At 63.3% G+C, this 26,119-nt stretch carries 24 protein-coding genes; 19 read left to right on the top strand and 5 right to left on the bottom strand.

All coding sequences use genetic code 11. The features are described from left to right. Position 1: 1 nt before the first annotated feature. The 5 genes from EBS11_RS11745 to EBS11_RS11725 all read left to right on the top strand — a co-directional run bounded on the left by EBS11_RS11745 (position 2) and on the right by EBS11_RS11725 (position 6,437). Positions 2-1,282 carry an MFS transporter gene (locus EBS11_RS11745; protein WP_290603158.1) on the top strand — a complete coding sequence of 427 codons (1,281 nt, stop codon included), beginning with the start codon at positions 2-4 and terminating at the stop codon, positions 1,280-1,282. Positions 1,283-1,510: 228 nt separating this feature from the next. Then, positions 1,511-3,241 carry a serine hydrolase domain-containing protein gene (locus tag EBS11_RS11740; protein WP_290603157.1) on the top strand — a complete coding sequence of 577 codons (1,731 nt, stop codon included), beginning with the start codon at positions 1,511-1,513 and terminating at the stop codon, positions 3,239-3,241. Positions 3,242-3,373: 132 nt separating this feature from the next. After that, entirely contained in the window at positions 3,374-4,222 is an 849-nt protein-coding gene (locus EBS11_RS11735) for a fumarylacetoacetate hydrolase family protein (protein WP_290603156.1), read from the top strand. Beyond that, positions 4,222-4,788 (top strand): carboxymuconolactone decarboxylase family protein, encoded by a 567-nt coding sequence (locus tag EBS11_RS11730; protein ID WP_290603155.1) that lies wholly within the window; start codon positions 4,222-4,224, stop codon positions 4,786-4,788. Before EBS11_RS11735 ends, EBS11_RS11730 begins: the two co-directional genes overlap by 1 nt. Before the next feature lie 95 nt (positions 4,789-4,883). Then, entirely contained in the window at positions 4,884-6,437 is a 1,554-nt protein-coding gene (locus tag EBS11_RS11725; protein WP_290603154.1) for a S1C family serine protease, read from the top strand. 57 nt (positions 6,438-6,494) lie between these two features. Here EBS11_RS11725 and EBS11_RS11720 read toward each other — a convergent pair whose 3' ends face one another. From EBS11_RS11720 to yjgA, 3 genes are all read right to left on the bottom strand, one after another. Next, on the bottom strand, positions 6,495-7,163 hold the full coding sequence (locus tag EBS11_RS11720; RefSeq protein ID WP_290603153.1) for an alpha/beta hydrolase: 669 nt from the start codon (positions 7,161-7,163) through the stop codon (positions 6,495-6,497). After that, positions 7,160-7,789: a molybdopterin adenylyltransferase gene (gene mog, locus EBS11_RS11715; protein WP_290603152.1), complete on the bottom strand. Its 630-nt coding sequence runs from the start codon at positions 7,787-7,789 to the stop codon at positions 7,160-7,162. Before mog ends, EBS11_RS11720 begins: the two co-directional genes overlap by 4 nt. A 90-nt stretch (positions 7,790-7,879) precedes the next feature. Next, on the bottom strand, positions 7,880-8,479 hold the full coding sequence (yjgA, locus tag EBS11_RS11710; RefSeq protein WP_290603151.1) for a ribosome biogenesis factor YjgA: 600 nt from the start codon (positions 8,477-8,479) through the stop codon (positions 7,880-7,882). A gap of 96 nt (positions 8,480-8,575) precedes the next feature. Here yjgA and pmbA point away from each other — a divergent pair, with 96 nt between their 5' ends. The 3 genes from pmbA (at position 8,576) to EBS11_RS11695 (ending at position 13,915) form a co-directional block, all read left to right on the top strand. Further along, a complete protein-coding gene (pmbA, locus tag EBS11_RS11705; protein WP_290603150.1) occupies positions 8,576-9,928 on the top strand; it encodes a metalloprotease PmbA in 1,353 nt (450 codons plus the stop codon). A gap of 246 nt (positions 9,929-10,174) precedes the next feature. Further along, the gene (locus EBS11_RS11700) at positions 10,175-12,586 is read left to right on the top strand and encodes a TonB-dependent receptor (protein WP_290603149.1); all 2,412 of its coding nucleotides are present in this window, start codon (positions 10,175-10,177) and stop codon (positions 12,584-12,586) included. 15 nt (positions 12,587-12,601) lie between these two features. Beyond that, positions 12,602-13,915: an aminotransferase class V-fold PLP-dependent enzyme gene (locus tag EBS11_RS11695; RefSeq protein ID WP_290603148.1), complete on the top strand. Its 1,314-nt coding sequence runs from the start codon at positions 12,602-12,604 to the stop codon at positions 13,913-13,915. Between the two features lie 67 nt (positions 13,916-13,982). On the opposite strand, the gene EBS11_RS11690 is transcribed toward EBS11_RS11695, so the two are convergent. Continuing rightward, positions 13,983-15,107: a M14-type cytosolic carboxypeptidase gene (locus tag EBS11_RS11690; protein WP_290603147.1), complete on the bottom strand. Its 1,125-nt coding sequence runs from the start codon at positions 15,105-15,107 to the stop codon at positions 13,983-13,985. A gap of 141 nt (positions 15,108-15,248) precedes the next feature. Between EBS11_RS11690 and EBS11_RS11685 the strand changes: the two genes are divergently transcribed. After that, positions 15,249-15,500, top strand: a complete 252-nt coding sequence (locus EBS11_RS11685) for a hypothetical protein (RefSeq protein ID WP_290603146.1) — start codon at positions 15,249-15,251, stop codon at positions 15,498-15,500. A 115-nt stretch (positions 15,501-15,615) separates the two neighbouring features. On the opposite strand, the gene paaX is transcribed toward EBS11_RS11685, so the two are convergent. After that, on the bottom strand, positions 15,616-16,545 hold the full coding sequence (gene paaX, locus EBS11_RS11680; protein WP_290603145.1) for a phenylacetic acid degradation operon negative regulatory protein PaaX: 930 nt from the start codon (positions 16,543-16,545) through the stop codon (positions 15,616-15,618). A 266-nt stretch (positions 16,546-16,811) separates the two neighbouring features. Here paaX and paaA point away from each other — a divergent pair, with 266 nt between their 5' ends. The 10 genes from paaA (at position 16,812) to pcaF (ending at position 26,035) form a co-directional block, all read left to right on the top strand. Continuing rightward, positions 16,812-17,801 carry a 1,2-phenylacetyl-CoA epoxidase subunit PaaA gene (gene paaA, locus EBS11_RS11675; protein ID WP_290603144.1) on the top strand — a complete coding sequence of 330 codons (990 nt, stop codon included), beginning with the start codon at positions 16,812-16,814 and terminating at the stop codon, positions 17,799-17,801. Between the two features lie 32 nt (positions 17,802-17,833). Continuing rightward, positions 17,834-18,118, top strand: coding sequence for a 1,2-phenylacetyl-CoA epoxidase subunit PaaB (gene paaB, locus EBS11_RS11670; RefSeq protein ID WP_034746356.1), 285 nt, complete (start codon positions 17,834-17,836; stop codon positions 18,116-18,118). After that, the gene (gene paaC, locus EBS11_RS11665) at positions 18,118-18,885 is read left to right on the top strand and encodes a 1,2-phenylacetyl-CoA epoxidase subunit PaaC (protein ID WP_290603143.1); all 768 of its coding nucleotides are present in this window, start codon (positions 18,118-18,120) and stop codon (positions 18,883-18,885) included. Before paaB ends, paaC begins: the two co-directional genes overlap by 1 nt. After that, complete coding sequence (paaD, locus tag EBS11_RS11660; protein ID WP_290603142.1) at positions 18,885-19,412, top strand: 1,2-phenylacetyl-CoA epoxidase subunit PaaD; 528 nt, start codon at positions 18,885-18,887, stop codon at positions 19,410-19,412. Before paaC ends, paaD begins: the two co-directional genes overlap by 1 nt. Before the next feature lie 40 nt (positions 19,413-19,452). Continuing rightward, positions 19,453-20,532: a 1,2-phenylacetyl-CoA epoxidase subunit PaaE gene (gene paaE, locus EBS11_RS11655; protein WP_290603141.1), complete on the top strand. Its 1,080-nt coding sequence runs from the start codon at positions 19,453-19,455 to the stop codon at positions 20,530-20,532. Between the two features lie 74 nt (positions 20,533-20,606). After that, positions 20,607-21,398, top strand: a complete 792-nt coding sequence (gene paaG, locus EBS11_RS11650) for a 2-(1,2-epoxy-1,2-dihydrophenyl)acetyl-CoA isomerase PaaG (RefSeq protein ID WP_290603140.1) — start codon at positions 20,607-20,609, stop codon at positions 21,396-21,398. Position 21,399: 1 nt separating this feature from the next. Continuing rightward, complete coding sequence (gene paaH / locus EBS11_RS11645) at positions 21,400-22,965, top strand: 3-hydroxyacyl-CoA dehydrogenase PaaH (protein WP_290603139.1); 1,566 nt, start codon at positions 21,400-21,402, stop codon at positions 22,963-22,965. Further along, positions 22,958-23,404 carry a hydroxyphenylacetyl-CoA thioesterase PaaI gene (gene paaI / locus EBS11_RS11640; protein ID WP_290603138.1) on the top strand — a complete coding sequence of 149 codons (447 nt, stop codon included), beginning with the start codon at positions 22,958-22,960 and terminating at the stop codon, positions 23,402-23,404. The genes paaH and paaI overlap by 8 nt, the downstream gene beginning before the upstream one ends. 68 nt (positions 23,405-23,472) lie before the next feature. Beyond that, complete coding sequence (gene paaK, locus EBS11_RS11635; protein WP_290603172.1) at positions 23,473-24,801, top strand: phenylacetate--CoA ligase PaaK; 1,329 nt, start codon at positions 23,473-23,475, stop codon at positions 24,799-24,801. Between the two features lie 28 nt (positions 24,802-24,829). Then, positions 24,830-26,035, top strand: coding sequence for a 3-oxoadipyl-CoA thiolase (gene pcaF, locus EBS11_RS11630; RefSeq protein ID WP_290603137.1), 1,206 nt, complete (start codon positions 24,830-24,832; stop codon positions 26,033-26,035). The last annotated feature ends 84 nt before the right edge of the window (positions 26,036-26,119 follow it).

Raw genomic sequence — 26,119 nt, 5'->3', positions numbered from 1 at the left:
CATGCACGCCGCCGGCGCGCCAGCCCGCTCCGGCGTGGCCGTGTTTTGCCTGGTCTTCCTGCCGTTTGCGCTGGGGCATTACCTGTCCTGTCTCTTGCGCGGCGTGAATGCCGTGCTGACGGCCGAACTGCTGGGGGCCGTCCCCCTGACGCCGGCCCAGCTGGGACTGCTGACCAGTGCCTTCTTTCTCGCCTTTGCGCTGGTGCAATTACCCGTCGGCATGGCGCTGGACCGTCATGGTCCCCGTGCCGTGCAGGCCTGGCTGATGGCGCTGGCGGCACTGGGCGTGTGGCTGTTCAGCCGGGGCCACAGTTTTACCGAGCTGATGTGGGCGCGCGCCCTCATGGGGGCGGGGCTGGGCGGCTGTTTCATGGCCGCCGTGAAAGCGATTTCGTGCGCCATCGCGCCGTCGCGCCTGCCCTCCGTGCACGGCTACCTGATTGCCGTCGGCGGCCTGGGCGCGGCCACGGCCACCATGCCCGTCAAGCTGGCACTGCACTACACGGACTGGCGCGGCGTCTTCCTGGGGCTGGCGCTGGCGGCGCTGGCCATCGGCTTGCTGATCCGCCTGCTGTCGCCCGCCATGCCTGTCCCGACCGCGGCCGCCAGCAAGGCCAGCGTCTGGAGCGTATATGCCGACGCGCAATTTCGCCGCACCATCGCGCTGATCCTGCTGCCGCATACGGTGTTTTTTGGCGTGCAAGGCTTGTGGATAGGACGCTGGCTGGCCGACGTGGGCGGCCTGTCCGACGATAACGTGGCGTATCTGTTGTACCTGGGCATGGCTGCCGTCATCTTTGGCGCCATCGGCATGGGCATGCTGACGGAATGGGCGGGCCGGCGCGGCATCGACACCATGCAGGTTGCCGCCACCGGCATCGTCCTGTTTGTCGGGGCGCAAGTGGCCATGGCGTGCAATGCCGTGCCCAGCCTGCCCTTGCTCTCCGTCCTGTTCACCCTGCTGGGCACGGTCACGGGCCTCGAGTATGCGATCGTCGCGCAAAGCATGCCGGCCAGTTTGACGGGCAGGGCGGCCACCTGCCTGAACCTGCTCATTTTTACGGGAGCCTTCCTGGTGCAGGCCGGTTTCGGACTGGTCCTCGGCTGCTGGCCCCTGAACAGCCTCCAGCAGTACCCTGCCCAGGCTTACCAGGCGGCGTTCGGCGTGCTGGTGGCGCTGCAATTGCCGGGCCTGGCGATGTATTTCATGCGCCAGCGTGCCCGTACTCCGGACGCGCTGCGATCCGGTACGGCGGCCATGCTCAAGGCCAAGGACGACTAGCCACGCTGGCGCCCGTCACCTGGCAAGAAACCATCCTGCCCTGCCACCGCAGTTGCCCCCTGCGCACCCTTGCTGGCCGGCCGGCTTCGCCCGCGCCGTCGCCTGCCATCCGCCGATTGCCGCCCGCGGCGTCAATCTTTCGCCGGAGCATCAATTTTTTTGTATTTTTTGATAATTAAATATTATACAATCCCCGCTATCAATCATTTCCGTAGAGAAATTATCGACATGAAGCCATTCCGCTATCTTGCGTTCGTTTTTCCTTTGCTGGCGCTGCCGCCGTCCGCCTGGGCCAGTCCCGCAGTCCCTTTCGCTGGCCAGGACGCCGCCCGGGGGCAGCAGGTCGACGCCCTGTTTGCCAGATGGGACAGGCCTGATTCCCCGGGCGCCGCGGTGCTGGTGGTGCAGGATGGCCGCGTCGTCTACCGGGGCAATGTCGGCATGGCCGACATCGAACAGGGCCGCGCGATGACGTCGTCGACCCCCATCCACGTCGCTTCGCTGTCGAAGCAGTTCACCGCGTTCGCGATCCTGCTGCTCGCGCAGGAGGGCAAGCTGTCACTGGACGATGACGTGCGCAAGTACGTGCCCGAACTGCCGGACTTCGGCCAGACGATACGCATCCGTCACCTGCTGAGCCACACGAGCGGCTTGCGCGACCAGTGGAATCTGCTGGTGATGGCGGGCTGGCGCATGGACGACGTCATCACGGACGACGATGTGATGCGCCTCGTGCGCCGCCAGCGCGCCCTCAATTTCGCGCCCGGCAGCGATTTTGCGTACAACAACACCGGCTACACCTTGCTGGCGGCCATCGTCAGGAAGGTATCGGGCAAGCCGCTGGCCGTGTTTGCGCGGGAACGCATCTTTGAGCCGCTCGGCATGCGGCATACCGTTTTCCATGAGCAATATGCCACCCTGGTGGCGCGCCGCGCGCAGTCTTACCAGCCGGCGCCGGCGGGCGGCTATGGCGGCGTCGCCCTGTCGTATTCCACGGTCGGCCCCACCAGCGTGCTGACGACGGCGGATGACCTGGTGCTGTGGGCAAACAATTTCGACGATGCCCGGGTCGGTGGCCCTGCCTTGCTTGCGCAGATGCAAACATCGGCTGTCTTCAACGATGGCAAGCCTACCGGCTATGGCGGCGGCGTCGAGGTCGGCACTTACCGTGGCTTGACAAGCATCGATCACAGCGGCGCCGATGCCGGCTTCCGCAGCTATCTGGCCCACTTTCCCCGGCAACGGCTGACGGTCATCGTCGCCGCGAACGGTGCCGACGTGCAAGCCAGCCGGCTGGGCCAGCGCATCGCCGACATCTATCTCGATGGCCAGCTGGAACCCTTGCCGAAACCTGTGCCCACCTATTCGGACGGCGTGCAGGTGCCGCTCGCGCCCGCCCGCCTGGATGCCTTGCTGGGCACCTATGCGCTGGAAAACGGTTCGGCGATCACCTTCGTCAGGGAAGAAGACCATCTGTTCGGCTGGACGGCGGGCGACGACAAGATGCAGTTCTACCCGGCCGGCGAGCGCGAGTTCTTCGTCAAGCTGAGCAACGCCAGCTTCCGTTTCGACGCGCCCGATGCGGACGGCGTCATCGGCGGCGGCACCTGGCTGCGTAACGCGCGGGCCGTGCGGGCCAAGCGCCTTGCTCCCGCCCGGCTGTCCGCGCAGGAGCTGCAGCCTTTGCAGGGGGAATACTACAGCGACGAATTGCATGCGCTCTACACCGTTACGGCCAGGGATGGCAGTGTGGTGCTGGGCTATTCGCGCGGCGACATCGTGCTTGCGCCATTCGGCAAGCAAAGCTTCGTTGGCCCCTGGCCATTCGGCCTGGTGACGTTCCAGTGCCTGGCAGCGAAGGATTGCACGGGATTCACGGTCACGGAAAGCCGCGCCAGCGAGGTGGCCTTTGCGCGCGTGGCCCCCATGGGCGTGGCCGGCGGCAAGGCCGTGCCCTGAGGGCGCGACATGCCGTCTCCCTGCGCGGGCATGGCCTGATTCCCGTGTTTTTCAAGGCCCCCTGCAGGTGCGCCAGACCATCCGGTAAAATGGCAGCCTGCACAGCGGCAATGATCAACTCCAAGGAAGACTATGAAACTCGTTCGTTATGGACGTCCAGGCAAGGAAAAACCGGGCCTGATCGATGAAGAAGGCAAACTGCGCGACCTGTCCGGCGTGATTGCCGATATTGACGGCGCGCAACTGTCCGACAAGGCCCTGCGCAAGCTGGCCAAGCTCGACGAAAAGACGCTGCCCCTGGTGCGCGGCAATCCCCGCTTCGGCGTGCCGCTGGCCAAGGTCGGCAAGTTCATCGGCATCGGCCTCAATTACGCGGACCACGCGGCCGAGGCGGGCATGCCGATCCCGGCCGAGCCCATCGTCTTCATGAAGGCGATCAGCTGCCTGAGCGGTCCCGACGACAATGTCGTGCTGCCGAAAGGCTCGAAAAAGACGGACTGGGAAGTGGAACTGGGCGTCGTCATCGGTACGCGCGCACAGTACGTGAGCGAAGCGGACGCACTGAAATACGTGGCCGGCTATTGCGTCGTCAACGACATTTCCGAGCGCTCGTTCCAGCTGGAGCGGGGCGGCCAGTGGGATAAGGGCAAGGGCTGCGACACCTTCGGCCCCGTCGGCCCATGGCTGGTGACGCGCGACGAAGTCATCGACGAGCAAGACCTGGACCTGTACCTGGAAGTCAATGGCAAGCGCATGCAGACTGGCAATACGCAAACCATGATTTTCACGGTCGCGCAAATCGTCAGCTACCTGTCGCAATTCATGACCCTGGAACCGGGCGACGTCATCGCCACGGGCACGCCGCCGGGCGTGGGCCAGGGCCGCAAGCCGCAGCGTTTCCTGAAGAAGGGCGACAGCCTGCGCCTGGGCATCGCCGGCCTGGGCGAGCAGCAGCAGGACGTCGTTGCCTGGACCGCCTGATGGCCGGTAGCGACATCGACCGTTTGCCGCCGCTGCCCCTGGACCAGCTCGACGTCCAGCAGCGCGCGGCTGCGCAAGCCATCATCGACGGCCCGCGCGGGGCCCTGTACGGCCCCTTCGTGCCCCTGATCCGCAGCCCCGAGCTGATGGAAACGGCGCAGCGCATGGGCGAATACCTGCGTTACCGCAGCGCCATCGGCACGCGCCTGTCGGAATTGGCCATCCTCGTGACGGCGCGCCAGTGGGACCAGCAGGTCGAGTGGGCCATCCACGCGCCGCTGGCCGTGCAGAACGGCATCGCGCAAGCGGCCGTGGATGCCATCGCGCAGCGGCGCGTACCGCTGGCCCTGAAAGACGACGAGCAGGCCGTGCACGACTTCTGCATCGAACTGCAGCAGGACAAGCATGTCAGCGATGCCACGTATGCGCGGGCGCTGGCGCTGTTCGGCGAGCAGGGCGTGGTCGACTTGATGGGCATCAATGGCTATTACACCTTCCTGGCCATGGTGATGAATGGCGCGCAGACGGCTGTGCCCGCCCTGGGCGTGCCGCCGCTGCCTGCCTGATTAGAGGGGTTCTTCGGACGAAGATGGACAAAATGTAATGAAGTTGCAATTATTCAATATATAATTTTGCTTCCCTTCCATTGCTAAATTGCTCAATGAAAACTCGTCCGTGCTTCACCCTGATGGGCCGCGCCTTCCTGGCGCTGGCCCTTTCTTTTTGCCCATTGATGACGGTGCGCGCGCTGGCTGCCGAGACCAGCGCCACGGCCAGCGCCTCCGCGCTGGAAAATTCCGTCGTCAAGGTGTTTTCCACCTTGCGCGGGCCCGATCCCTACAAGCCGTGGAGCAAGGCGCAGCCGCAGGAAGTGACGGGTTCCGGCGTCGTCATCGAAGGCCGCCGCATCCTCACCAACGCGCACGTGGTCGGCTATGCCAGCCAGGTGCAGATCCAGGCGAACGGCTCGGGCGACAAGATTCCCGCCACGGTGCTGGCCATTTCGCGCGGCATGGACCTGGCCTTGCTGCAGGTCGACGACGACAGCTTTTTTGCCAGCCACAAACCGGTGCCGCGGGCCAACGTCCTGCCGGACGTGCGCGATGCCGTGCTGGCCTACGGTTATCCGACGGGCGGCACTTCGCTGTCGATCACCAAGGGCATCGTCTCGCGCATCGAATTCGTGCGCTACAACTTCCCTGTTTCCGGCCTGCGCATCCAGATCGACGCGGCCATCAATCCGGGCAATAGCGGCGGCCCCGTGATTGCCGGCGACAAGATGATCGGCCTGGCCTTCGCCGGCATGCTCAATGCGCAAAATATCGGCTATATCATCCCCAACGAGGAAATCGAGCTGTTCCTGCGCGACCAGGAAAGCGGCGCACCCAAGGGCAAGCCGGCCATGCTGGACGTGACGCAGACGCTGGAAAATCCCGCCCTGCGCACCTACCTGAAGCTGGCCAAGGGCGTCGAGGGCGCCGTCGTGATGACGCCGGCCAGCAAGGATGCGCAATATCCGCTCAAGGAGTGGGATGTCATCACGCAGATCGGCGAGTTTCCCATCGATAACCAGGGCATGGTCAAGCTGAATGCCAACAGCCGCGTACGCTTCCAGTACCGCGTGCAGCAGCTGGCGAAAAACGGCCTGCTGCCGCTGACGGTAGTGCGCCAGGGCACGCCCCTGAAAATCAGCGTGCCCGTGTCGGCATCGCACCCCATGCTCATTCCTAGCCTGCAGGGCAACTATCCTTCGTATTTCATCTTCGGGCCGATGGTATTTTCGCGCGCCACCTCGGAATTCATGGCAGGGCCGAACAGCAATGCGGGCATGTTGGCGGGCATGAGTTTTGCCGGCAACCCGCTGGCGACGCGCCGCGGCGATGCGCCCGATGCCGAGCGCGAGGAACTGGTGGTGGTCGCCGCGCCGTTCTTCCCGCACAAGCTGATGAATGGCTACAGCACCCGTTTCTTCTCCGTCGTCGATTCCGTCAATGGCGTGCCTGTGCGCAGCCTGGCGCACCTGGTGGCCTTGCTGCGCGACCAGAAGGATGACTTGCTGACCTTCCGCTTCCAGCAACGCGACGCGGAAATGGTCGTCGTGCCTCGCAAGGAGATGCTGGCGGCGACGGAATCGGTGCTGACGGACAACGGCATCCGCTCGGAAGCGTCGTCCGACATGCTGAAAATCTGGAATGAAAAAACGCCGGCGAACTGAGCGTTCCCGGCGTGTCGCAAGACAGCAGGCGCGGCGCAAACCGCGTCTGTTTTTGCTTTAAGACAATACTTTTTTCAGCCAGGCGCCGATGGCGTCGATTTCTTCCTGGCACAGCGAGTGCTGCATCATGTATTCATGCCATTCCACCTTGTAACCCATGCCGGTGAGCAAGTCGCGCGACTGCTGCGCGCGGGTGATCTGCACGACGGGGTCGGCCGTGCCGTGCGCCATGAAGATCGGGGTCTGCAGGCTGGCCGGGGTGCGTTCGGCTGCCGTCTTGTCGGCCAAGGGCAGGTAGCCGGACAGGCACATCAGGCCAGCGAGCGGCTCGGGATGGCGCAAGCCCGTCTGCAGGGTCATGGCGCAGCCTTGCGAGAAACCGGCCAGGATGATGCGGCTGGCGGGAATGCCGCGCGCCTTTTCGCGGGCGATCAGCGCTTCGATCTGCGCCTGCGAGGCGCGCAGGCCGCTTTCATCTTCGCGGCGCACGAGGTCGCTCACGAGGATGTCGTACCAGGCGCGCATCACATAGCCGTTGTTGATGGTGACGGGCATGGTGCCGGCGCTGGGGAAAATGAAGCGGATGGCGGGGCAGCCGTGCAAGTCGAGTTCCTTGACCAGCGGTACGAAGTCGTTGCCGTCGGCACCCAGGCCATGCATCCAGATGATGGAAACGGTGGGATTCGGTGCGCTGTCGAGTTCTATGGTTTCCAGCAAAGTGCTCATGTATTTTCCTCAGGTAAAGGTTGCGCCGGACGCAGCGCCGATTTGGGACGGAAAGCCTTGCAGATGGCCGGGTCGGTTTCCATGTAGGGGCCGCCGATGAGGTCGATGCAATACGGCACGGCGGCAAAGATGCCGTTTACCAATTGATTTCCATCAACATCCTTCAAGCCTTCCAGGGTTTCCTTGATGGCCTTGGGCTGGCCTGGCAAGTTCATGATCAGGGCGGCGCGCTCGGGCGTCTCGCGGATCACGGCCACCTGGCGCGACAGGATCGCCGTCGGCACGAATTGCAGGCTGATCTGGCGCATCTGTTCGCCAAAACCGGGCATTTCCTTGGTGCCCACGCTGAGCGTGGCGTCCGGCGTCACGTCGCGCCGCGCCGGACCCGTGCCGCCCGTCGTCAGGATCAGGTGGCAATGGTTCAGGTCGACCATGTCGATCAGGGTATTTTCAATCTGCGAGCGCTCGTCCGGGATCAGCCGCTTTTCCAGGCGGAAGGGCGTGCGGATGGCGGCGGCCAGCCAGCTTTCCAGGGCGGGGATGCCCTGGTCTTCATACACGCCGCCGCTGGCGCGGTCCGAGATCGACACGAGGCCGATAATCAATTCGTCTTCGAGTGTGGTCATGGGGCACCTGTCTATGTCGTAAAAAAACCGGGCTGATCCCGGTTTTTAGCTAATTTCGGGGTCAGACCCGCCGGGTCTGCTCCCAGTTGCTTATTCGTCGTCTTCCGGCTCGACGCCGTCTTCATCCGCCTCATCCTTGCCGCCGTTCTGCTTCTTGGCGATCTGTTTCAGGATCTGGAAGATTTCGCGGTAGGCTTTCGGCGGCTTGTTCTCGGCCTGTTCCTTGCGGGCATTGCGGATCAGGGTGCGCAGGTGCTGCACGTCCAGTTCCGGGTTTTCCGACAGCAGGACGGTCAGGGCCTTGTCGTCCGCCAGCAGCTTGTCGCGGCGGCGTTCCATGGCGTGCATGGCGGCCGTGTCGGCTTTCGACAAGCCTTTCCAGCTATCGATGGTGCGTTGGATCGCGGCAACTTCTTCCTCGTCCAGGGTGCGCATTTTCTTGCCCACGTATTGCAGCTGGCGGCGGCGGCCTTCGTGATCCTTGATCAGCTGGCATTCGAGGATGGCGTCGCGCACGTCTTCCGGCATCGGGACGCGCTTGACGCGGTCGCGTGCTTCATTGACGAGTTCTTCGCCCAGCTTTTGCAGGACGGTCATCTGGCGCTTGAGTTCCGATTTCGATGGACGTTCATATTCCTGTTCGAATTCGGACGATTGGAAGCCGCAAGCTCCCCGGTTTGGATTTGGCATGATATATAAGGCGGGAGAGGACTTGTGGACCGCTCCTGTAAACTGTAAACGACTGCTATGATAACCTTTTTAGCGGCTTTCCGAAGAAAACAGCGCATGAACGACTCCGTATTTACCCATAGTCAAGAGCAATTGCAGCAACTGGCCCGTGATGTGTTGTCTTTTGCGCGGGACGCGGGCGGCACCGATGCCGCCGTTGAAGTCAGCGAAGGCGGCGGCCTGTCCGTTTCTGTACGAAAAGGCAAGATCGAGACGATCGAGCAAAACAAGGACAAGGGCATGGGCGTGACCGTGTTCGTCGGCAAGAAACGCGGCAATGCCAGCACCTCCGATTTTTCCCCCGCCGCCCTGCGCGCCACGGTGGACGCGGCCTACAACATCGCCCGCTTCACGGCCGAGGACGACTGTGCGGGCCTGGCCGACGCGGACATGCTGGAAATGGCCCCCCGCGACCTGCAATTGTTCTACCCCTGGCGCATTTCCGCCGAAGAAGCCGTCGCGCTGGCCCAGCGGGCCGAAGCGGCCGCCTTTGCCGTCGATCCGCGCATCACGAATAGCGAAGGGGCGGGCGTGCACGTGCAGCAATCGCATTTTGTTTCCGCCAATTCGCGCGGCTTCATCGGCGGCTATCCGTTTTCGCGCCACACCCTGTCCGTGGCCCCCATCGCCGGCAAGGGCGCGAAGATGCAGCGCGACGACTGGTATTCCTCCGTGCGCGACGCCTCCAAGATGTCGAGCCCGGAAGCCATCGGCCGCTACGCCGCCGAGCGCGCCCTGTCGCGCCTGAATGCGCGTAAACTCGGCACGCGCACCTGTCCCGTGCTGTTCGAGGCGCCGCTGGCGGCCGGTTTGCTGGGGACCTATGTGCAAGCGACCTCGGGCGGTGCCCTGTACCGCAAGTCCACTTTCCTGCTGGACTCCCTGGGCACGCAGGTGCTGCCGTCGCACGTGCAGATCTTCGAAGACCCGCACGTGATCGGCGGCGTCGGTTCGGCGCCGTTCGACGAGGAAGGCGTGAAAACCGTCAGCCGCGACGTGGTGAAAGATGGCGTGGTGCAAGGTTATTTCCTGTCGACCTATACGGCCCGCAAGCTGGGCATGCAGACGACGGGCAATGCGGGCGGTTCGCACAATCTGTACCTGACGTCGACGCAGACGGCTGCCACCGACGATTTTGTTGCCATGCTGAAAAAGCTGGGCACGGGCTTGCTGGTGACGGAACTGATGGGGCAGGGTACCAACTATGTGACGGGCGACTATTCGCGCGGCGCCTCCGGTTTCTGGGTGGAAAATGGCGTGATCCAGTATCCGGTGGAGGAAATCACCATCGCCGGCAACATGAAGGACATGCTGCGCAACATCGTTGCCGTGGGCGCCGACGTCTTGCGCCGCGGCACCAAGCAGACGGGTTCCATCCTCATCGAGAGCATGGTGGTGGCCGGCGGTTGACCCCGGCCCGTCCCTCCTTCCGAAAGGCGCCCCCGGCGCCTTTTTTCTTGTCCGCATGCTTTTCTGCTCCGTGATCCTGTCGTCATACGGGTGAAACATTGCCTTCGTATGATGTCGCCATCTGACGTTATCTGCGCAAATTAGATGCTTTTAATGTAAGTAAGCCGAACTTCGTGATATTTCATGCAAGATGCAACCTTGCAGCATCGCGTCGTTGTTGATCCAACCAGCATAGTGACTCTCTCCATGACCTACTCCCGTACCCGCATCGCCCGCGCGGTGGCCCTGATGTGTGCCATGACCGCCGTCTTCGCCCATCAGGCCCAAGCCCATGGCGATGCGCCCGCTGCCCCAGCTCCCGCCAGCGAATCCATGGAAGCCCCGCAAGCCGTGATCGTCACGGGCACGCGCGGCAGCAACCGCACCCAGTTCGACACCATGGCGCCCGTGGACGTGTTCAACCGCGAAGATATCGGCGCCGTCGAATCGTCGGACTTGAATGACGTGCTGGCGCAACTCGTGCCTTCCTACGTGGTGCAGCGCTTGCCAATGGCCGACGGACAAGTGTTCGTGCGTCCTGCCACCTTGCGCGGCCTGTCACCGGACCAGACGCTCGTGCTGGTCAATGGCAAGCGCTTCCACCGCAGTGCCCTGCTGGGCGCGCGCGGCGCGCAGGCGCCCGATCTGGCACAGATTCCCGTGTCCGCCATCAAGCGCATCGAAGTGCTGCGCGACGGCGCTTCCGCCCAGTACGGCTCGGATGCGATCGCCGGCGTGATCAACATCATTCTCGACGACACGGTGGGTACGGAAGTCTCCGTGCACCATTCGCAATATTCGGAAGGCGATGGCAAGGGCAATGAAGTGAACCTGAAGACGGGCTTTGCCTTTGGCGAGACGGGCAAGGCGACGATTTTCGGCGCGCTGGCCAAGTCCGATCCCACTTCGCGCACGCGCCAGCGGGCCGACGCCATTGCTTTCCAGAATGCACATCCGGAACTGAAGGTACCGAATCCCGTGCAGCGCTGGGGCCAGCCCGAGCTCGACAGCAAGCGCGTAGGCTTCAACGCCAGCATGGCCCTGTCCGAGACGACGGAACTGTACGGCTTCGGCCTGTTCAGCCGCAGCGATGGCACGTCGGACTTCAACTGGCGCAATCCGGACACCAGCACGGGCGCGTACAAGACCAGCAGCCTGTTCCCCGGCTGGGACTTGCGCAGCCTGTATCCGCTCGGTTTCAGCCCCAGCTATTCCAACGACCAGGATGATTTGCAGGTGGTGGCCGGCGTGCGCGGCCACTTCAACGACCGCTTCGGCTGGGATGTGAGCGCTTCCTACGGCCGCAACCGCATCGACTATCACCTGGCCAATTCCATCAATGCGTCGATGGGGCCGAGCAGCCCGACGGCGTTTTACCTGGGCCAGTTGTCGCAGACGGAAAAGATCCTCAACGCCAACTTCAACTATGAATTGCCCGTGGCCTCCCTGCCGCAACCGGTGAACATCGCCTTCGGCGCGGAAGCGCGCAATGAAACCTATGGCGTGAAGGCGGGCGATGCGGCATCCTACCTGGTGGGGCCGGGCGCGGCCATCGGCCTCGATGCGAATGCGAACGGTGCCCCCGGCTTCAGCGACCGCCAGGCGGGCAGCTGGGGGCAGGACAGCTATGCCGCCTACCTGGACGTGGAAGTGCCCGTCACCAAGGCACTGAGCCTGGGCGGCGCGGCCCGCTATGAGCATTTTTCCGAGTTCGGCAGCACCGTCAACGGCAAGCTGTCGGCCCGCTATGCGCTGAGCGAGGACATGGCCTTGCGCGGCTCCTACTCGACGGGTTTCCGCGCACCCACGCCGGGCCAGTCGAACACCAACAGCACGAATCAGGGCCTCGACACCAAGACCCTGCTGCTGTTTACCAGCGGCCGCCTGGCCAACAACGATCCCCTGGCCATGTTGCTGGGCGCCAAGGCCTTGAAGCCGGAAAAATCGAAGAATTTGTCGCTGGGCTTCACGTGGAAGACGCCGGCCGGTTTTTCCGGTTCCGTGGACGTGTATGACATCAAGGTCAGCGACCGTTTCAGCACGTCCGCCTCGTTTGCCGTGCCGGCCGGCGTGGCCAATCCCCTGCGCTACACCTCCGTCAGCTACTTCACGAATGACTTCGACACGACCACGCGCGGCATCGACATCGTCGGCAGCCACCTCAGCCGCGTCGGCGACGGCAAGCTGAACCTGACCTTGGCCTACAACTACAACACGACGAAAGTCGATGGCGGCAACTCCAGCCTGGTGACGAATCCTGCCCAGCGGCAAGTCTTCGAGGAACGCCTGCCGCGCCAGAAAGCCACCATCAGTGGAAATTATGACCTTGGCAACTGGAATACCCTGGCCCGCGTACGCTACTATGGCGCGTGGACGGACAATTCAGGCAACGCGACGGGCGATATCTTCCAGCGTTTCGGCGCCATGCAATTCCTGGACCTGGCCGCCAGCTACAAGATCAGCGACAAGCAGTCCGTGCGCGTGGGCGTCGATAATGTGCTCGATAAATATCCCGATGAGGCGACCTTCCAGGCCAGCCGCGGCTTGATTTATTCGCGCAACGCACCGTACGACACGGATGGCCGTAACTTGTACGTCGAGTACAAAGTGAAATTTTAAGGGGTAATCTTGAAGATGAATTCTCAACGTCGCGCCTTGCTGTGCGCGGGTTCGCTGGCGGCGGCGCTGCCGTTTGCCAGCGGCAGTGCGGGCGCCGCCGCGCCGGTGTCCGCGGCCTTGCCGGTGCTGCCCAAGGTTACGGCCGGCACCACGCCGGACATGCTGGCCACCGACGAAGCCTACTGGAAGGCTGTCGCCGCGCAATACGACACGACCGATGCGGTGGTGCAGCTCGACAACGCCTTCTGGGGTTCGATGGCCAGGCCCGTGCTGGCGCATTACGAGCAGCAATTGAGCATGGTCAACCGGGACAACGCCTGGTATGCGCGCATGCGCTTTCCCGCCGACTTCGAGGCGGCCCGCGCGGCCGCTGCCAGGGCGCTGGGCGTGGGCACCGATGAAATCGTCCTCACGCGGGGCGCCACGGAAGCGCTGCAAGTGCTGATCGCTGGCTATAACCGCCTGCAGGCCGGTGACACGGTGCTGTACGCGGATATCGATTACGACAACATGATCACGGTCACGCGCTGGCTGCAGCAGCGGCGCGGCGCCCAGGTCGTGTCGATCGCCATGCCGGAACCGTTTACGCACGACAAGGTGATCGCCGCGTATGTTGCTGCCATGGAACGCCATCCGAAGCTGAAACTGATGCTGCTCACGCACGTGAATCATCGCAATGGCATGGTCTTGCCCGTGGCCGAGATCAGCCGCCTCGCGCGCGAACGGGGCATCGACGTGATTGTTGATACAGCGCATGGTTTTGGCCAGCTGGACATGACGATACCCGATTTGCAAGCGGACTTTGCCGGCATCAACCTGCATAAATGGATAGGCGCGCCCGTCGGCGTGGGCGCCGCCTACATCAAGCGGGGCAGGGTGGCCGATATCGATCCCTACATGGGCGAAGCGGCAGGCGGGGACATCCGCACGCGCGTGCATACGGGCACGGTGAATTTCGCCGCCTACCTGAGCTTGCCGACGGCACTGGATCTGCATGCGCAGATCGGCGTGGCCAACAAGCAGGCCCGGCTGCGGCTGCTGCGCAACCGCTGGGTAGAGGCGGCACGGGGCATCGATGGCATCGAGGTGCTGGCCTCAGCCGATCCGCGCCTGACGAGCGCCATCGCGTCGTTCCGCCTGAAGGGCAAGACTAGCGTGGCGGACAATTTTGCCCTGTCGAAAAAGCTGGTGCAGGAGCACGGCATCTTTGCCGTGCCGCGCGATGGCCTCGCTTCGGGCGCATGCCTGCGCGTAACGCCGGGCATCTTTACGCCGGAGTCGCATCTGGACAGGCTGGTGGAGGCCCTGCGCCAGGTGGCGAAGGGCTGATGAGGAGCGTGGCCCGCCGGTAACGGACGGGCCACGTGACTGCTGCGCCGCTGATTGAGCGAAGCGCTTAGGCGCGCAGGGTCGCCAGGATAGGTTGCAGTACGGCAGCACCCAGGGCAGCGCTGCGGGCGCCGCTCCAGCCCGTTTGCGGGTCGGGATCGTTGGCGTTGTCCTTGAACGGCAGTTCCAGGGTCAGCGACAGGCAGCCGAACGCATGCGTGATATGGGGCGAACCCATGGTCAGCACTTCCGGCGTGAACGGGCCGTCTTCATAGCCGTACACATCCTGGAAGTCGGGGCTGGCCACCTTGAAGTCCGCGATGAAGCGGTCTTGCTCGGCCTTTTGCGCGGGCGTGAAGTTTTCCAGCGCATCGCTGCCGGCCACGAAGACGTAGGGCAAGCCTTCGTCGCCATGCACGTCGAGGAACAGGTCGCAGCCGATTTCATGCATCTTCTGTTTCACCAGGAACACTTCCGGGCTGCGTTCCATCGTCGGCGTCATCCATTCGCGGTTCAGGTTGGCGCCGGCCGCGTTGGTGCGCAGGTTGCCATGCACGGAACCGTCCGGGTTCATGTTCGGCACCACGTAGAAGACGGCGTCCTGCAGGCACTGGCGGGCAAACGGGTTGGCCTGGTCCAGCAGCGCTTCGAGCATGCCTTCGACAAACCATTCGGCCATCGTTTCACCGGGATGCTGGCGCGCGATGACCCAGACTTTCTTCTCGGCATCGGCGTCGCCGACGACGAGCAGATTCATGTCGCGGCCTTCCACGGTGCTGCCCAGGTCCAGCAGGCGCACCAGCGGCGACGCTTGCGCGCTGTCGATCAGGGCCAGGTGGCGGTCCCATGGATACGGCTCGAAGTAGGCGTAGTACACGCTTTCTTCTTCCGGCGTGTGTTCGATGGTCATCACCGTGCCGTCATAGCTGGTGGGCACGCGGAACCACGTTTCGCGGTCGTAGCTGGCCACGGCCTGGTAATCCTTCCAGCCGTCCGGATAGGCCGACTTGCCTGCATTCATGAAGCGGATCGTGCACGCCTCGCCTTGCGCGCCTTGCAGGCGGAAATAAAACCACTGCGTGATGTCGGCGTGGGAATCCTTGCGGATGTTCAGCTCGATGGATTGGGCATCGTCGGCGCGCAGCACCTCGATCGCGCCGGCGTCGAATTGCTGGCTGATTTTAATGGTCATGAGTGTTCCTGATAAAAACGTATGGGTTTTGCATCGTGTGCAATGGCGCGATGATACCCGTTTTACCTGCGCCTTTGTGCTGGCGCAAACGATGCCGGGTACGCTTTGCTAAGGTGAAAGCTCCAACACCGGGAGATCATCATGGAAGACAACGATAAACACATACGCGACCTGGAAAAGAAAATCAGCGCCCTCAGCGACGCCCTGGCGCACCTGGGCAAGGGCACGACCCTGCAGGAATTGCTGCGCATCATACGTTTCCCCGGCTATACGACGCCGGCCGAATTCACCTTCAACGTGGCCATCCTCGATACCATGCTGGTGCAGGCCAATGCGCTGGAAAAGCTGGGGCAGGATTTATTGGCAGGGGCCAAGCAGGTCGTCGCCAAATAATAAAATTTTGATAACGACGCTTGCTGAACGCCTGAAAAATGGCCAGGGCAAGGCGCGGGGCCGCAGGCAGTACGAACGTACGCCCAGGCCCTGCAACGCCGCCATGGACGTTTTGTCAGGTGTTCAGGCCGCCAAAACGTTCAAAAAACCAGGGCTCCACGTCCGGCGCCTGCGCATCTTCGCGCCGCAGGGTTGCCAGGATATGTTCCTCGGCCGCCGCATGGGTGATGCGGTACAGGTCACGCGCCAGGGCGTAGGCTTGCGTGCCGGGCCACGGTTCGGGCAGCAGTTCGACGGGCAGCTGCGGATCGTGCAATTGCACGCGGCGGTAGGCGTGCGTCAGCAGTGAACGGATGACGAAAGCCTGTTCCGCGTCGAACACGGGTTCTTCCTGCAGCAGCGTGAGCAGGGGCTGGAAGCTGGCGATGAATTTTTCGTAGCCGGCCATCACTTCCGACAGATCCCAGCATTCGCCCACCATGTCGCGCAGGGGGCGCGTGCTGACACCCGGCAACTCCGTTGTGTGGCAGACGTACAGCTTGCCCTGCACCTCATTGCGCACGAGAATATCTTCCAGCGCGTCCCCATTGCTGGCCGGATGGCCGAAGATGCCGGGCGCGATCAGTCCGTAGCCGGCCCATAATAATTCCTTGCGCAAGGCGCCCCGCTCGGCCGCGCCGATGCTGCCGGCCGGGCCGATCACCAGGGTCCAGCTGCCATCCCAGTGCACCACCAGCGGCGCATAGATGCGGCGGTAGGCGCGCTCGAAGCGGGCCAGCGCCTCCGGACGGATCGTGTAGGCGCTGCGGCGGCCATCCCTTTGCGAGCTGAGCCAACCCTCCTGGGCCAGGCGGAACACGCTGGTACGCAGCAGGCGGTCGTTGACGCCGAACGGCGCCAGCAAGTCGATCAGGCTGCCCAGCCAGATGGCGCCGCCGCGCGGCACGATGGCATCGCCAAAAATCGTCATCACCAGGGATTTCGAGCGCGGTGGGTCGCTTTCCAGGAAATCGGCTATCCATGCCGTGCAGCGGGTGTTCTTCATGTGGTTCCGGTCTGGCCGTGTTGCGGTCATTTCAATAAAAGCAGCAGTTTACTTGGCTGCGCGGGTAGCGCGGCAATAATTTGCCGGGCGCCCTGGTAGGGCCCCGGAGTGTTTTCTCATAAGCAATATCATACGCACAAAAAAGCGGCACAAGATACGAAATTTTAAAATGATTCACATCAAGTGTATGCAAATCGTTTTTTGTATCGTATTATCTGTTCATCGCGCTGCGCTGCTGCGCACATCACCGACATGGGAGACACATCATGTACGCACAAATGGTTGAAACCGGCCTCAAAAATGTCCGCTCCATCGACGACATGGGGCAGGAAGAACGCGCTTTCCAGGCGCGCATCGACGAAGGCATCAAGATCGAGGCCAAGGACTGGATGCCGGACGCCTACCGCAAGACCCTGATCCGCCAGATTTCGCAGCACGCGCACTCAGAAATCGTCGGTCAGTTGCCTGAAGGTAATTGGGTCACGCGCGCCCCCACCCTGAAACGCAAATCGATCCTGCTGGCGAAGATCCAGGATGAAGCGGGCCATGGCCTGTACCTGTATAGCGCCGCGGAAACCCTGGGCGTCTCGCGCGACGACTTGCTCGCCGCCTTGCACTCTGGCAAAGCCAAATATTCCAGCATCTTCAACTATCCCACCCTGTCGTGGGCCGACATGGGCGCCATCGGCTGGCTGGTCGACGGTTCCGCCATCATCAACCAGATTCCCCTGTGCCGCTGCTCGTACGGTCCGTATGCGCGCGCCATGATCCGCGTCTGCAAGGAAGAATCGTTCCATGCGCGCCAGGGCTACGACATCATGATGTCGCTGTGCAAGGGTACGCCGGCGCAGAAAGCCATGGCGCAGGATGCCTTGAACCGCTGGTGGTGGCCATCGCTGATGATGTTCGGTCCGTCCGACGCCGCTTCCGTCAACAGCGCCCAGTCGGCGCAATGGCGCATCAAGCTGTTTTCGAACGACGAACTGCGTCAGCGCATGGTCGACCAGACCGTGCCGCAAATCGAATACCTGGGCCTGACCGTGCCCGATCCCGACCTGAAATTCAATGCCGAAACGGGCCACTATGAATTCGGCGAGATCGACTGGCCCGAGTTCAACAATGTCCTGAAGGGCAACGGCCCGTGCAACCGCGAGCGCCTGCAAACGCGGGTGAAAGCGTATGAAGACGGCGCATGGTTCCGCGATGCCCTGGTGGCCTACGCCGACAAGCAAGCCGCAGTCAAAGCGGCAGCATAAAACAGATAAAGACAGTGATAGGGGAGAACAACATGAGCAAAGAATGGCCATTGTGGGAAGTTTTCATCCGCAGCCAGCACGGTCTGGCGCACAAGCATGTGGGCAGCCTGCACGCCTCCGACGCCACCATGGCGGTCAACCATGCGCGCGACGTCTACACGCGCCGCAATGAAGGCGTGAGCATCTGGGTGGTGCGCGCGGCCGATATCGTCGCCAGCAGCCCCGGCGACAAGGGCGCCCTGTTCGAACCGTCGAACAGCAAGGTGTACCGCCATCCCACCTTCTTCCCGATGCCGGAAGAAGTCAAGAACCTGTGATGGGAGCGCCTGCAATGGATGACAAGGTCAATTACCTCCTGCGCCTGGGCGACAACGCCCTGATCCTCAGCCAGCAGCTGTCGCAGCTGTGCGGCAAGGGTCCCGCGCTGGAAGAAGACATGGCGCTGACCAACGTGGCGCTGGACCTGCTCGGCCAGACGCGTTTGTGGTTCAGCTATGCGGCCGAACTGGAAAACGCGGGCCGCGACGAGGACGACATCGCCTTCTTGCGCGACGCCCACGATTTCAAGAATTGCCTGCTGGTCGAGCAGCCGAACGGCAATTACGCCGACTCCATGATGCGCCAGTTCTTCTTCGACAGCTGGCACTACTTCCAGCTGCTGGAACTGACGAAATCGGCGGATGGTCGCATCGTCGAAGTGGCGCAAAAATCGATCAAGGAAGTGACGTACCACCTGCGCCGCAGCGGTGACCTGATCGTGCGCCTTGGCGACGGCACGGCGGAAAGCCATGCCAAGACGCAGGCCGCCGCCGACAAGCTGTGGATGTACACGGGCGAGATGTTCAAGTACGACGCCGTCGACCAGGCCATGGTCGCCGCGGGTGTCGCGCCCCCATCGGATATCCTGCGCCAGGCTTTCCTGGAACACGTGGCCGAGATCTTCGCCGAAGCCACCCTCGCCATGCCGGCGCCCGACGCCTGGATGCAAAAGGGCGGCAAGCAGGGTACGCACACGGAACACCTGGGTTTCATCCTGGCCGAGATGCAGTTCCTGCAGCGCGCCTATCCCGGGGCGGAGTGGTAATGAACACGGCCACGGCAGCGCTGGACGCGGCCCAGGTCTGGGCCTGGCTGGGCGACGTGCCCGACCCGGAAATCCCCGTCATTTCGGTGGTGGACCTGGGCATCGTGCGCGCCGTCGAAGTCACCGGCGGCGACGCCTGCACCGTGACGATCACGCCCACGTACTCGGGCTGCCCGGCCATGCAGGTGATCGCCGACGCCGTCACGGATGCCTTGCGCAGCCATGGCGTGGAGAAGGTGACGCTGGTGAACCAGCTGGCGCCCGCCTGGACCACGGACTGGATGAGCGAGACGGGCAAGGCCAAGCTGAAAGGCTACGGCATCGCCCCGCCGCAGCAGCAGGTGATCGACATCAGCGGTTTGCGTGGCGGCGTCAAGCGTCAGGCCATGCCGAAACTGGACGTGATCTGCCCGAATTGCGGCTCGACGCATACGCAGCTGACCAGCCAGTTCGGCTCCACGCCGTGCAAGGCCCTGTACAAATGCCTGGCTTGCCGCGAACCGTTTGATTACTTCAAGTGCCACTAAAAAAACCAGGCACACGTTCCGAAGAAACTGGAGATGAAGCATGAGTAAATTTTATCCGCTGTCCGTGGCCAACGTGCGCAACGAAACGCGCGACACCATCGCCGTCACGTTCGACGTGCCGGCCGAACTGCAGCAGCAGTTCCGTTTCCAGCAGGGCCAGCACCTGACCCTGCGCGCCCATATCAATGCGGAAGACGTGCGCCGCTCGTATTCCATCTGTTCCGCAGTGCAGGACGGCACCCTGCGCGTGGCCATCAAGCGCACCCCCGGCGGCGCCTTTTCCACCTGGGCGAATGACACCCTGAAAGCTGGCGCCACCATCGACGTCATGCCGCCCATGGGCCACTTCAACGTGCCGCTGGACTGCGTCAACCGCAAGCACTACCTGGCCTTCGCGGCCGGCAGCGGCATCACGCCCATCCTCTCCATCATCAAGACGACCCTGCTGACGGAACCATTGAGCCGCTTCACCCTGTTCTATGGCAACCGCGCCTCGTCGTCCGTCATCTTCAAGGAAGAATTGACGGACTTGAAGGATGTGTACCTGGAGCGCTTGAACCTCGTGTACGTGATGAGCCGCGAGCAGCAGGATATCGAGTTGTTCAACGGCCGCATCACGCAAGAAAAATGCGAACAGTTCCTGCAGCACTGGATCAAGGTGGAAGACTACGACAATGCCTTCATCTGCGGCCCGGAAGACATGATGCTGGGCGTCTCCGCTGCCCTGCAGGCGGCCGGCATGCCCAAGCAGAACATCAAGATCGAGCTGTTCGCCGCCAGCATCCCGAAAAATGCCCACAAGCCGCGCGCCCAGCTGGCCGCGGATGCCGTGCAGGAAACGGAAGTGACCGTCATCCTGGACGGCAACCACACCACCTTCACGATGGACAAGGACAAGGAATCCATCCTCGACGCGGGCCTGCGGCAGGGCATCGACATGCGCTACTCGTGCAAGGGCGGCGTATGCTCCACCTGTCGCTGCAAGATCCTCGACGGCAAGGTCGAAATGGACGTCAACTACGCGCTGGAAGACTACGAAGTGGCGCGCGGTTTCGTCCTCAGTTGCCAGAGCTTCCCGCTGACCGACAAGGTCGTGGTCGATTTCGACCAGGCAGAATAAAAGCCGGGGTCAGACCCGCCGGGTCTGACCCCAGATTTCCGTTGCGGGCCAATAAATAAAAATAGCGAGACGCCATGAGCTACCAGAATATCCTCTTCACCATCGAGCAGGGCATCGCCACCCTGACCCTGAACCGTCCCGACAAGCTCAATAGCTTCACGCAAGCCATGCACGAGGAAGTGCGCGACGCGATTGCGAAAGTCAATGCCGACAGCACCGTGCGCGTGTTCGTGCTGACGGGCGCTGGTCGCGGATTTTGCGCGGGCCAGGACTTGTCCGACCGCGCCGTGGAGCCAGGCTCCAAGGGCGTGGACCTGGGCGAGTCGGTGGAAAAGAACTATGCGCCGCTGGTGCTGGCCTTGAAGGCCTTGCCGATGCCCGTGATCTGCGCCGTCAATGGCGTGGCTGCCGGCGCGGGCGCCAACCTGGCGCTGGCCTGCGACATCGTCATCGCCGGCAAGTCTGCCAGCTTCGTGGAAGTGTTCTGCAAGCTGGGCCTGATTCCGGACACGGGCGGCACCTTCTTCCTGCCACGCCTGATCGGTTCCGCGCGCGCCATGGGCCTGGCCATGCTGGGTGAAAAACTCACGGCAGAAAAGGCGGAAGACTGGGGCCTGATCTGGAAATGCGTGGACGACGCCGATCTGGCGCAGGAAGCGCGCAAGCTGGCCGTGCACTTTTCTACCGCACCAACCAAGGGCCTTGCCTACACCAAGCAGGCGCTGGCAGCCAGCGGCGCCAATACCCTGCCACAGCAGCTGGCGCTGGAAGCGCGCATGATGAGCGATCTCGGTAACAGCGACGATTACCGCGAAGGCGTGGCTGCCTTCATGGAAAAGCGCGCACCGCAATTCAAGGGACATTGATATGGCAGCTCTGGACAACAACAGTATCGTCGCCGTCATCGGCAGCGGCGCCATGGGTGCCGGCATCGCGCAGGTGGCGGCAGCGGCCGGCTACCGCGTGAAACTGTACGACACGCGGGCGGAAGCGGTCAGCAAGGCTTTGCTTGATATCGGCAAGATGTACGCGAAGCTGGCCGAAAAGGGCCGCATGACACCGGACGAAGCGGCGGCCGCCACGGTACGCCTGCAGGCGGCCGGCAGCCTGGCCGACGTGAGCGACTCTGCCCTGGTGGTGGAGGCCATCGTGGAAAACCTCGACGTCAAGCGCGGCCTGTTCGCCGAACTCGAAGCCTTGGTCGGTGACGACTGCATCCTGGCGACGAATACCTCGTCGATTTCCGTCACGGCCATCGCCGCCAAGCTGCGCCGCCCGGAACGCCTGGTCGGCATGCACTTCTTTAATCCCGTGCCCTTGATGGCGCTGGTGGAAGTGATCAGCGGTCTGGCTACCAGTGAACAAGTTGCCGCCACCGTGTACGACACCTCTATCGCCTGGGTCAAGAGTCCCGTGCATGCGAAATCGACGCCGGGCTTCATCGTCAACCGCGTTGCCCGTCCGTTCTACGCGGAAGGCTGGCGCTTGCTGAACGAACAGGCGGGCGATGCCGCCACCATCGATGCCGTGCTGCGCGAAGCGGGCGGTTTCCGCATGGGCCCTTTCGAGCTGATGGACTTGATCGGCCACGACGTCAATTTCTCCGTCACCCAGTCCGTGTTCGGCGCCTATTTCAACGACCCGCGCTTCACGCCGTCCGTGCTGCAGCAGGAAATGGTCAACGCCGGTTTCCTGGGCCGCAAATCGGGCCGCGGCTTTTACCAGTATGGCGAAGGCGCGTCTGCACCCGTGGCGCAGGCGGAAGGCGCGCAGCCGAAGCCGGAATTCGTCGCCCTGTCGGCTGCCATCGGCGGCGATGGCCGTGGCCACAGCGGCATCATCCGCAGTCTGGTGCAGCGCCTGGAACAGGCGGGCATCACGGTCAGCCGCCGCGTCACGCAGGAGGGCCAGGCGCATGACGAGGCGCCGGCCCTGCATTGCAACGGCGCCGCGATTTATCTGACCGATGGCCGCAGCGCCACCCAGCGCGCGCACGACAACCAGCATCCGGACACGGTGCTGTTCGATCTGGCGCTCGACTACGCCGGTGCCAGGCGCATCGCCGTAGCGCGCGCCGACCAGTGCAGCGATGCCGCCTACGCAGCCGTCGTGGGCCTGTTCCAGGCGGCCGGCTTCATCGTCACGCGCCTGGACGACGTGCCGGGCCTGGCCGTCATGCGCACGGTGGCCATGCTGGCCAACGAAGCGGCCGACGCCGTCAACCAGGGCGTGTGCACGGTGGCCGCCGTGGATATCGCCATGCAGAAGGGCGTCAATTATCCGCGCGGGCCGCTGGCCTGGGCCGACCAGGTAGGTATCGCCCACATCGTGACCGTACTGCAGCACCTGGCGTTGGGCTATGGCGAAGACCGTTACCGCGTCTCGCCGCTGCTGCGCCGCAAACTCGCCAATGGAGCACCGTTTCATGCATAAGGAAGACTCTATCCACGCAGCCCAGGCCTTGGCCGAAGCCGCCGCCGCCTCCATGCTGTCGCGCGATAACGCCACTGCCGCCATGGGCATCGCCCTGGCCGAAGTGGGCCCCGGCCATGCGCGCATGACCATGACGGTGCGCGCCGATATGCTCAACGGCCACCAGACCTGCCACGGTGGTTTCATCTTCGCTCTGGCCGACAGCGCCTTTGCCTTTGCCTGCAACAGCTACAACCTGAACACCGTGGGCGCCGGCTGCACCATCGATTACCTGGCGCCGGGCCGCGAAGGCGACGTACTGACGGCGTACGCCGTCGAGCAGGCGCTGGCTGGCAAGAGCGGCGTCTACGACGTCAAGGTCAGCAACCAGGAAGGCCGCGCCATCGCGCTCTTCCGCGGCAAGTCGATCCGCGTGGCGGGAGAAGTCATTAGCGCTTGAAGTGACAAGAGCAGTGTTGAACTGCCGCAGCTGATTTGAAAAGTTAAAGAACCGATTAGGAGACAATGATGGTCCAACGCTATCCCGCCCCGAATGACCTGGAGCCGATCGAACGCGCCAGCAAGGATGAACTGCAGGCGCTGCAGCTCGAACGCATGAAATGGACGCTCAAGCACGCGTATGACAACGTGCCCCATTACCGCGCCGCCTTTGATGCGGCGGGCGTGCATCCGGACGACCTGAAGTCGCTGGCCGACCTGGCGAAATTCCCGTTCACCGATAAAAAAGTCTTGCGCGACAATTATCCCTTCGGCCTGTTCGCCGTGCCGCGCGAGCAGGTGGTGCGCATCCACGCGTCGAGCGGCACCACGGGCAAGGCCACGGTGGTCGGCTACACGCAGAACGACATCGACACCTGGGCCAACGTGGTGGCGCGCTCGATCCGCGCCGGCGGCGGCCGCGCGGGCGACATGGTGCATATCTCCTACGGCTACGGCCTGTTCACGGGCGGCCTGGGCGCGCATTACGGCGCCGAGCGCCTGGGGTGCACGGTCATCCCCATGTCCGGCGGGCAGACGGAAAAGCAGGTGCAGCTGATCCAGGATTTCAAGCCATCGATCATCATGGTCACGCCGTCCTACATGCTCAACATCATCGAGGAATTCACGCGCCAGGGCCTGGACCCTGCCGAGTCGTCGCTGAAGGTGGGTATCTTCGGCGCCGAGCCGTGGACGGATGCGATGCGCTCGGAAATCGAGGCGCGTGCCGGCATCGACGCCGTCGATATCTACGGCCTGTCCGAAGTAATGGGCCCTGGCGTCGCGTCTGAATGCATCGAGAGCAAGGACGGTCCCGTCATCTGGGAAGACCATTTCTACCCGGAGATCATCGATCCGGAAACGGGCGAAGTGCTGCCGGACGGCGCAGAGGGCGAACTGGTGTTTACCTCGCTGTCGAAAGAGGCGCTGCCCATCATCCGTTACCGCACGCGCGACCTGACCCGCTTGCTGCCGCCGACCTCGCGTTCGATGCGCCGCATCGGCAAGATCACGGGCCGCTCGGACGACATGCTGATCATCCGCGGCGTGAACGTCTTCCCCACGCAGATCGAGGAACTGATCCTCAAGATGCCGCGCCTGTCGCCGCAATACCAGCTGGTGGTCACACGCGACGGCCACCTTGACAAGCTCGAAGTGGTGGCCGAACTGCGCATCGACCTGACATCCACCATCTCGGCCAGCGAGACGGACGCCTTGGCCCGCGAACTGGAACACCGCATCAAGACCCACGTGGGCGTGAGCACGCGCGTGCGCCTGGTGGCCGCTTCCGGCATCGAACGCACGCTGACGGGCAAGGCCCGCCGCGTGATCGACCAACGCCCGAAGATCTTCTCCTGATAGACGACCATACAGAATAAGGACCACCATGAACGAAGCTTTTATCTGTGACGCCGTGCGCACTCCCTTCGGCCGCTATGGCGGCGCCCTTTCCAGCGTGCGTGCCGACGACCTGGGCGCGCTGCCGATCGCCGCCCTGATCGCGCGCAACCCGTCCGTCGACTGGTCCGCCATTGACGACGTGTTCTACGGTTGCGCCAACCAGGCGGGCGAGGACAACCGCAACGTGGGCCGCATGGCCGCGCTGCTGGCCGGCTTGCCGGCGGCCGTGCCGGGCAACACCATCAACCGCCTGTGCGGCTCCAGCCTGGACGCCGTCGGCATGGCGGCCCGCTCCATCAAGGCGGGCGAGGCGGAACTGATCATTGCCGGCGGCGTGGAAAGCATGACGCGCGCGCCTTTCGTCATGGGCAAGGCTGACAGTGCCTTCTCGCGCGCGGCGAAAATCGAGGACACGACCCTGGGCTGGCGCTTCGTGAACGGCAAGATGAAGGCGCAGTACGGCATCGACACCATGCCGGAGACGGCGGAAAACGTGGCCGTGGAATTTGGCATCAGCCGCGCCGACCAGGATGCGCTCGCCCTGCGCAGCCAGCAGCGCTGGGCCGCCGCCCATGCTGCCGGCGTGTTCGAGCGCGAAATCGTGCCCGTCGCCGTGCCGCAGAAGAAGGGTGATCCGAAGATGGTCACCAGCGACGAACATCCGCGTCCCGACACTTCGCTGGAGATGCTGGCCAAGCTCAAAGGTGTAGTCAAGCCGGATGGCAGCGTCACGGCCGGCAATGCCTCGGGCCTGAACGATGGCGCCTGCGCGATTTTGCTGGCATCCGCCGCCGCCGTGGAAAAATACAGATTGAAGGCCCGCGCGAAAGTACTGGGCATGGCCACGGCCGGCCTGGCACCGCGCATCATGGGCTTTGGCCCGTCACCGGCCTCGCGCAAGGTGCTGGCGCAGACGGGTCTTACCATCGAGCAGATGGACGTCATCGAACTCAATGAGGCGTTTGCCGCGCAGGCGCTGGCCGTTACGCGCGACCTGGGCCTGGCCGACGATGCCGCCCACGTGAACCCGAATGGCGGCGCGATCGCCATCGGCCACCCGCTGGGCGCATCGGGCGCGCGCCTGGTGATGGCCGCGCTGAACCAGCTGGAACGCACGGGCGGGCGCTATGCGCTGTGCACCATGTGCATCGGCGTGGGGCAGGGGATCGCCGTGGTGATTGAACGCGTATAAAAGCAGTAGATAGTTAAATAATAAAAAACCAAGGTGCAAGATAGCACCATCCAATTTGACCGTAGTGCCAACCTGGTGGAGACC

The organism is Janthinobacterium sp., from assembly GCF_009923995.1.
Taxonomy (GTDB): Bacteria; Pseudomonadota; Gammaproteobacteria; order Burkholderiales; family Burkholderiaceae_D; genus Janthinobacterium.
Note: the sequence above shows the minus strand (reverse complement) of the source record. Positions and strands in the feature narration are given on the sequence as shown.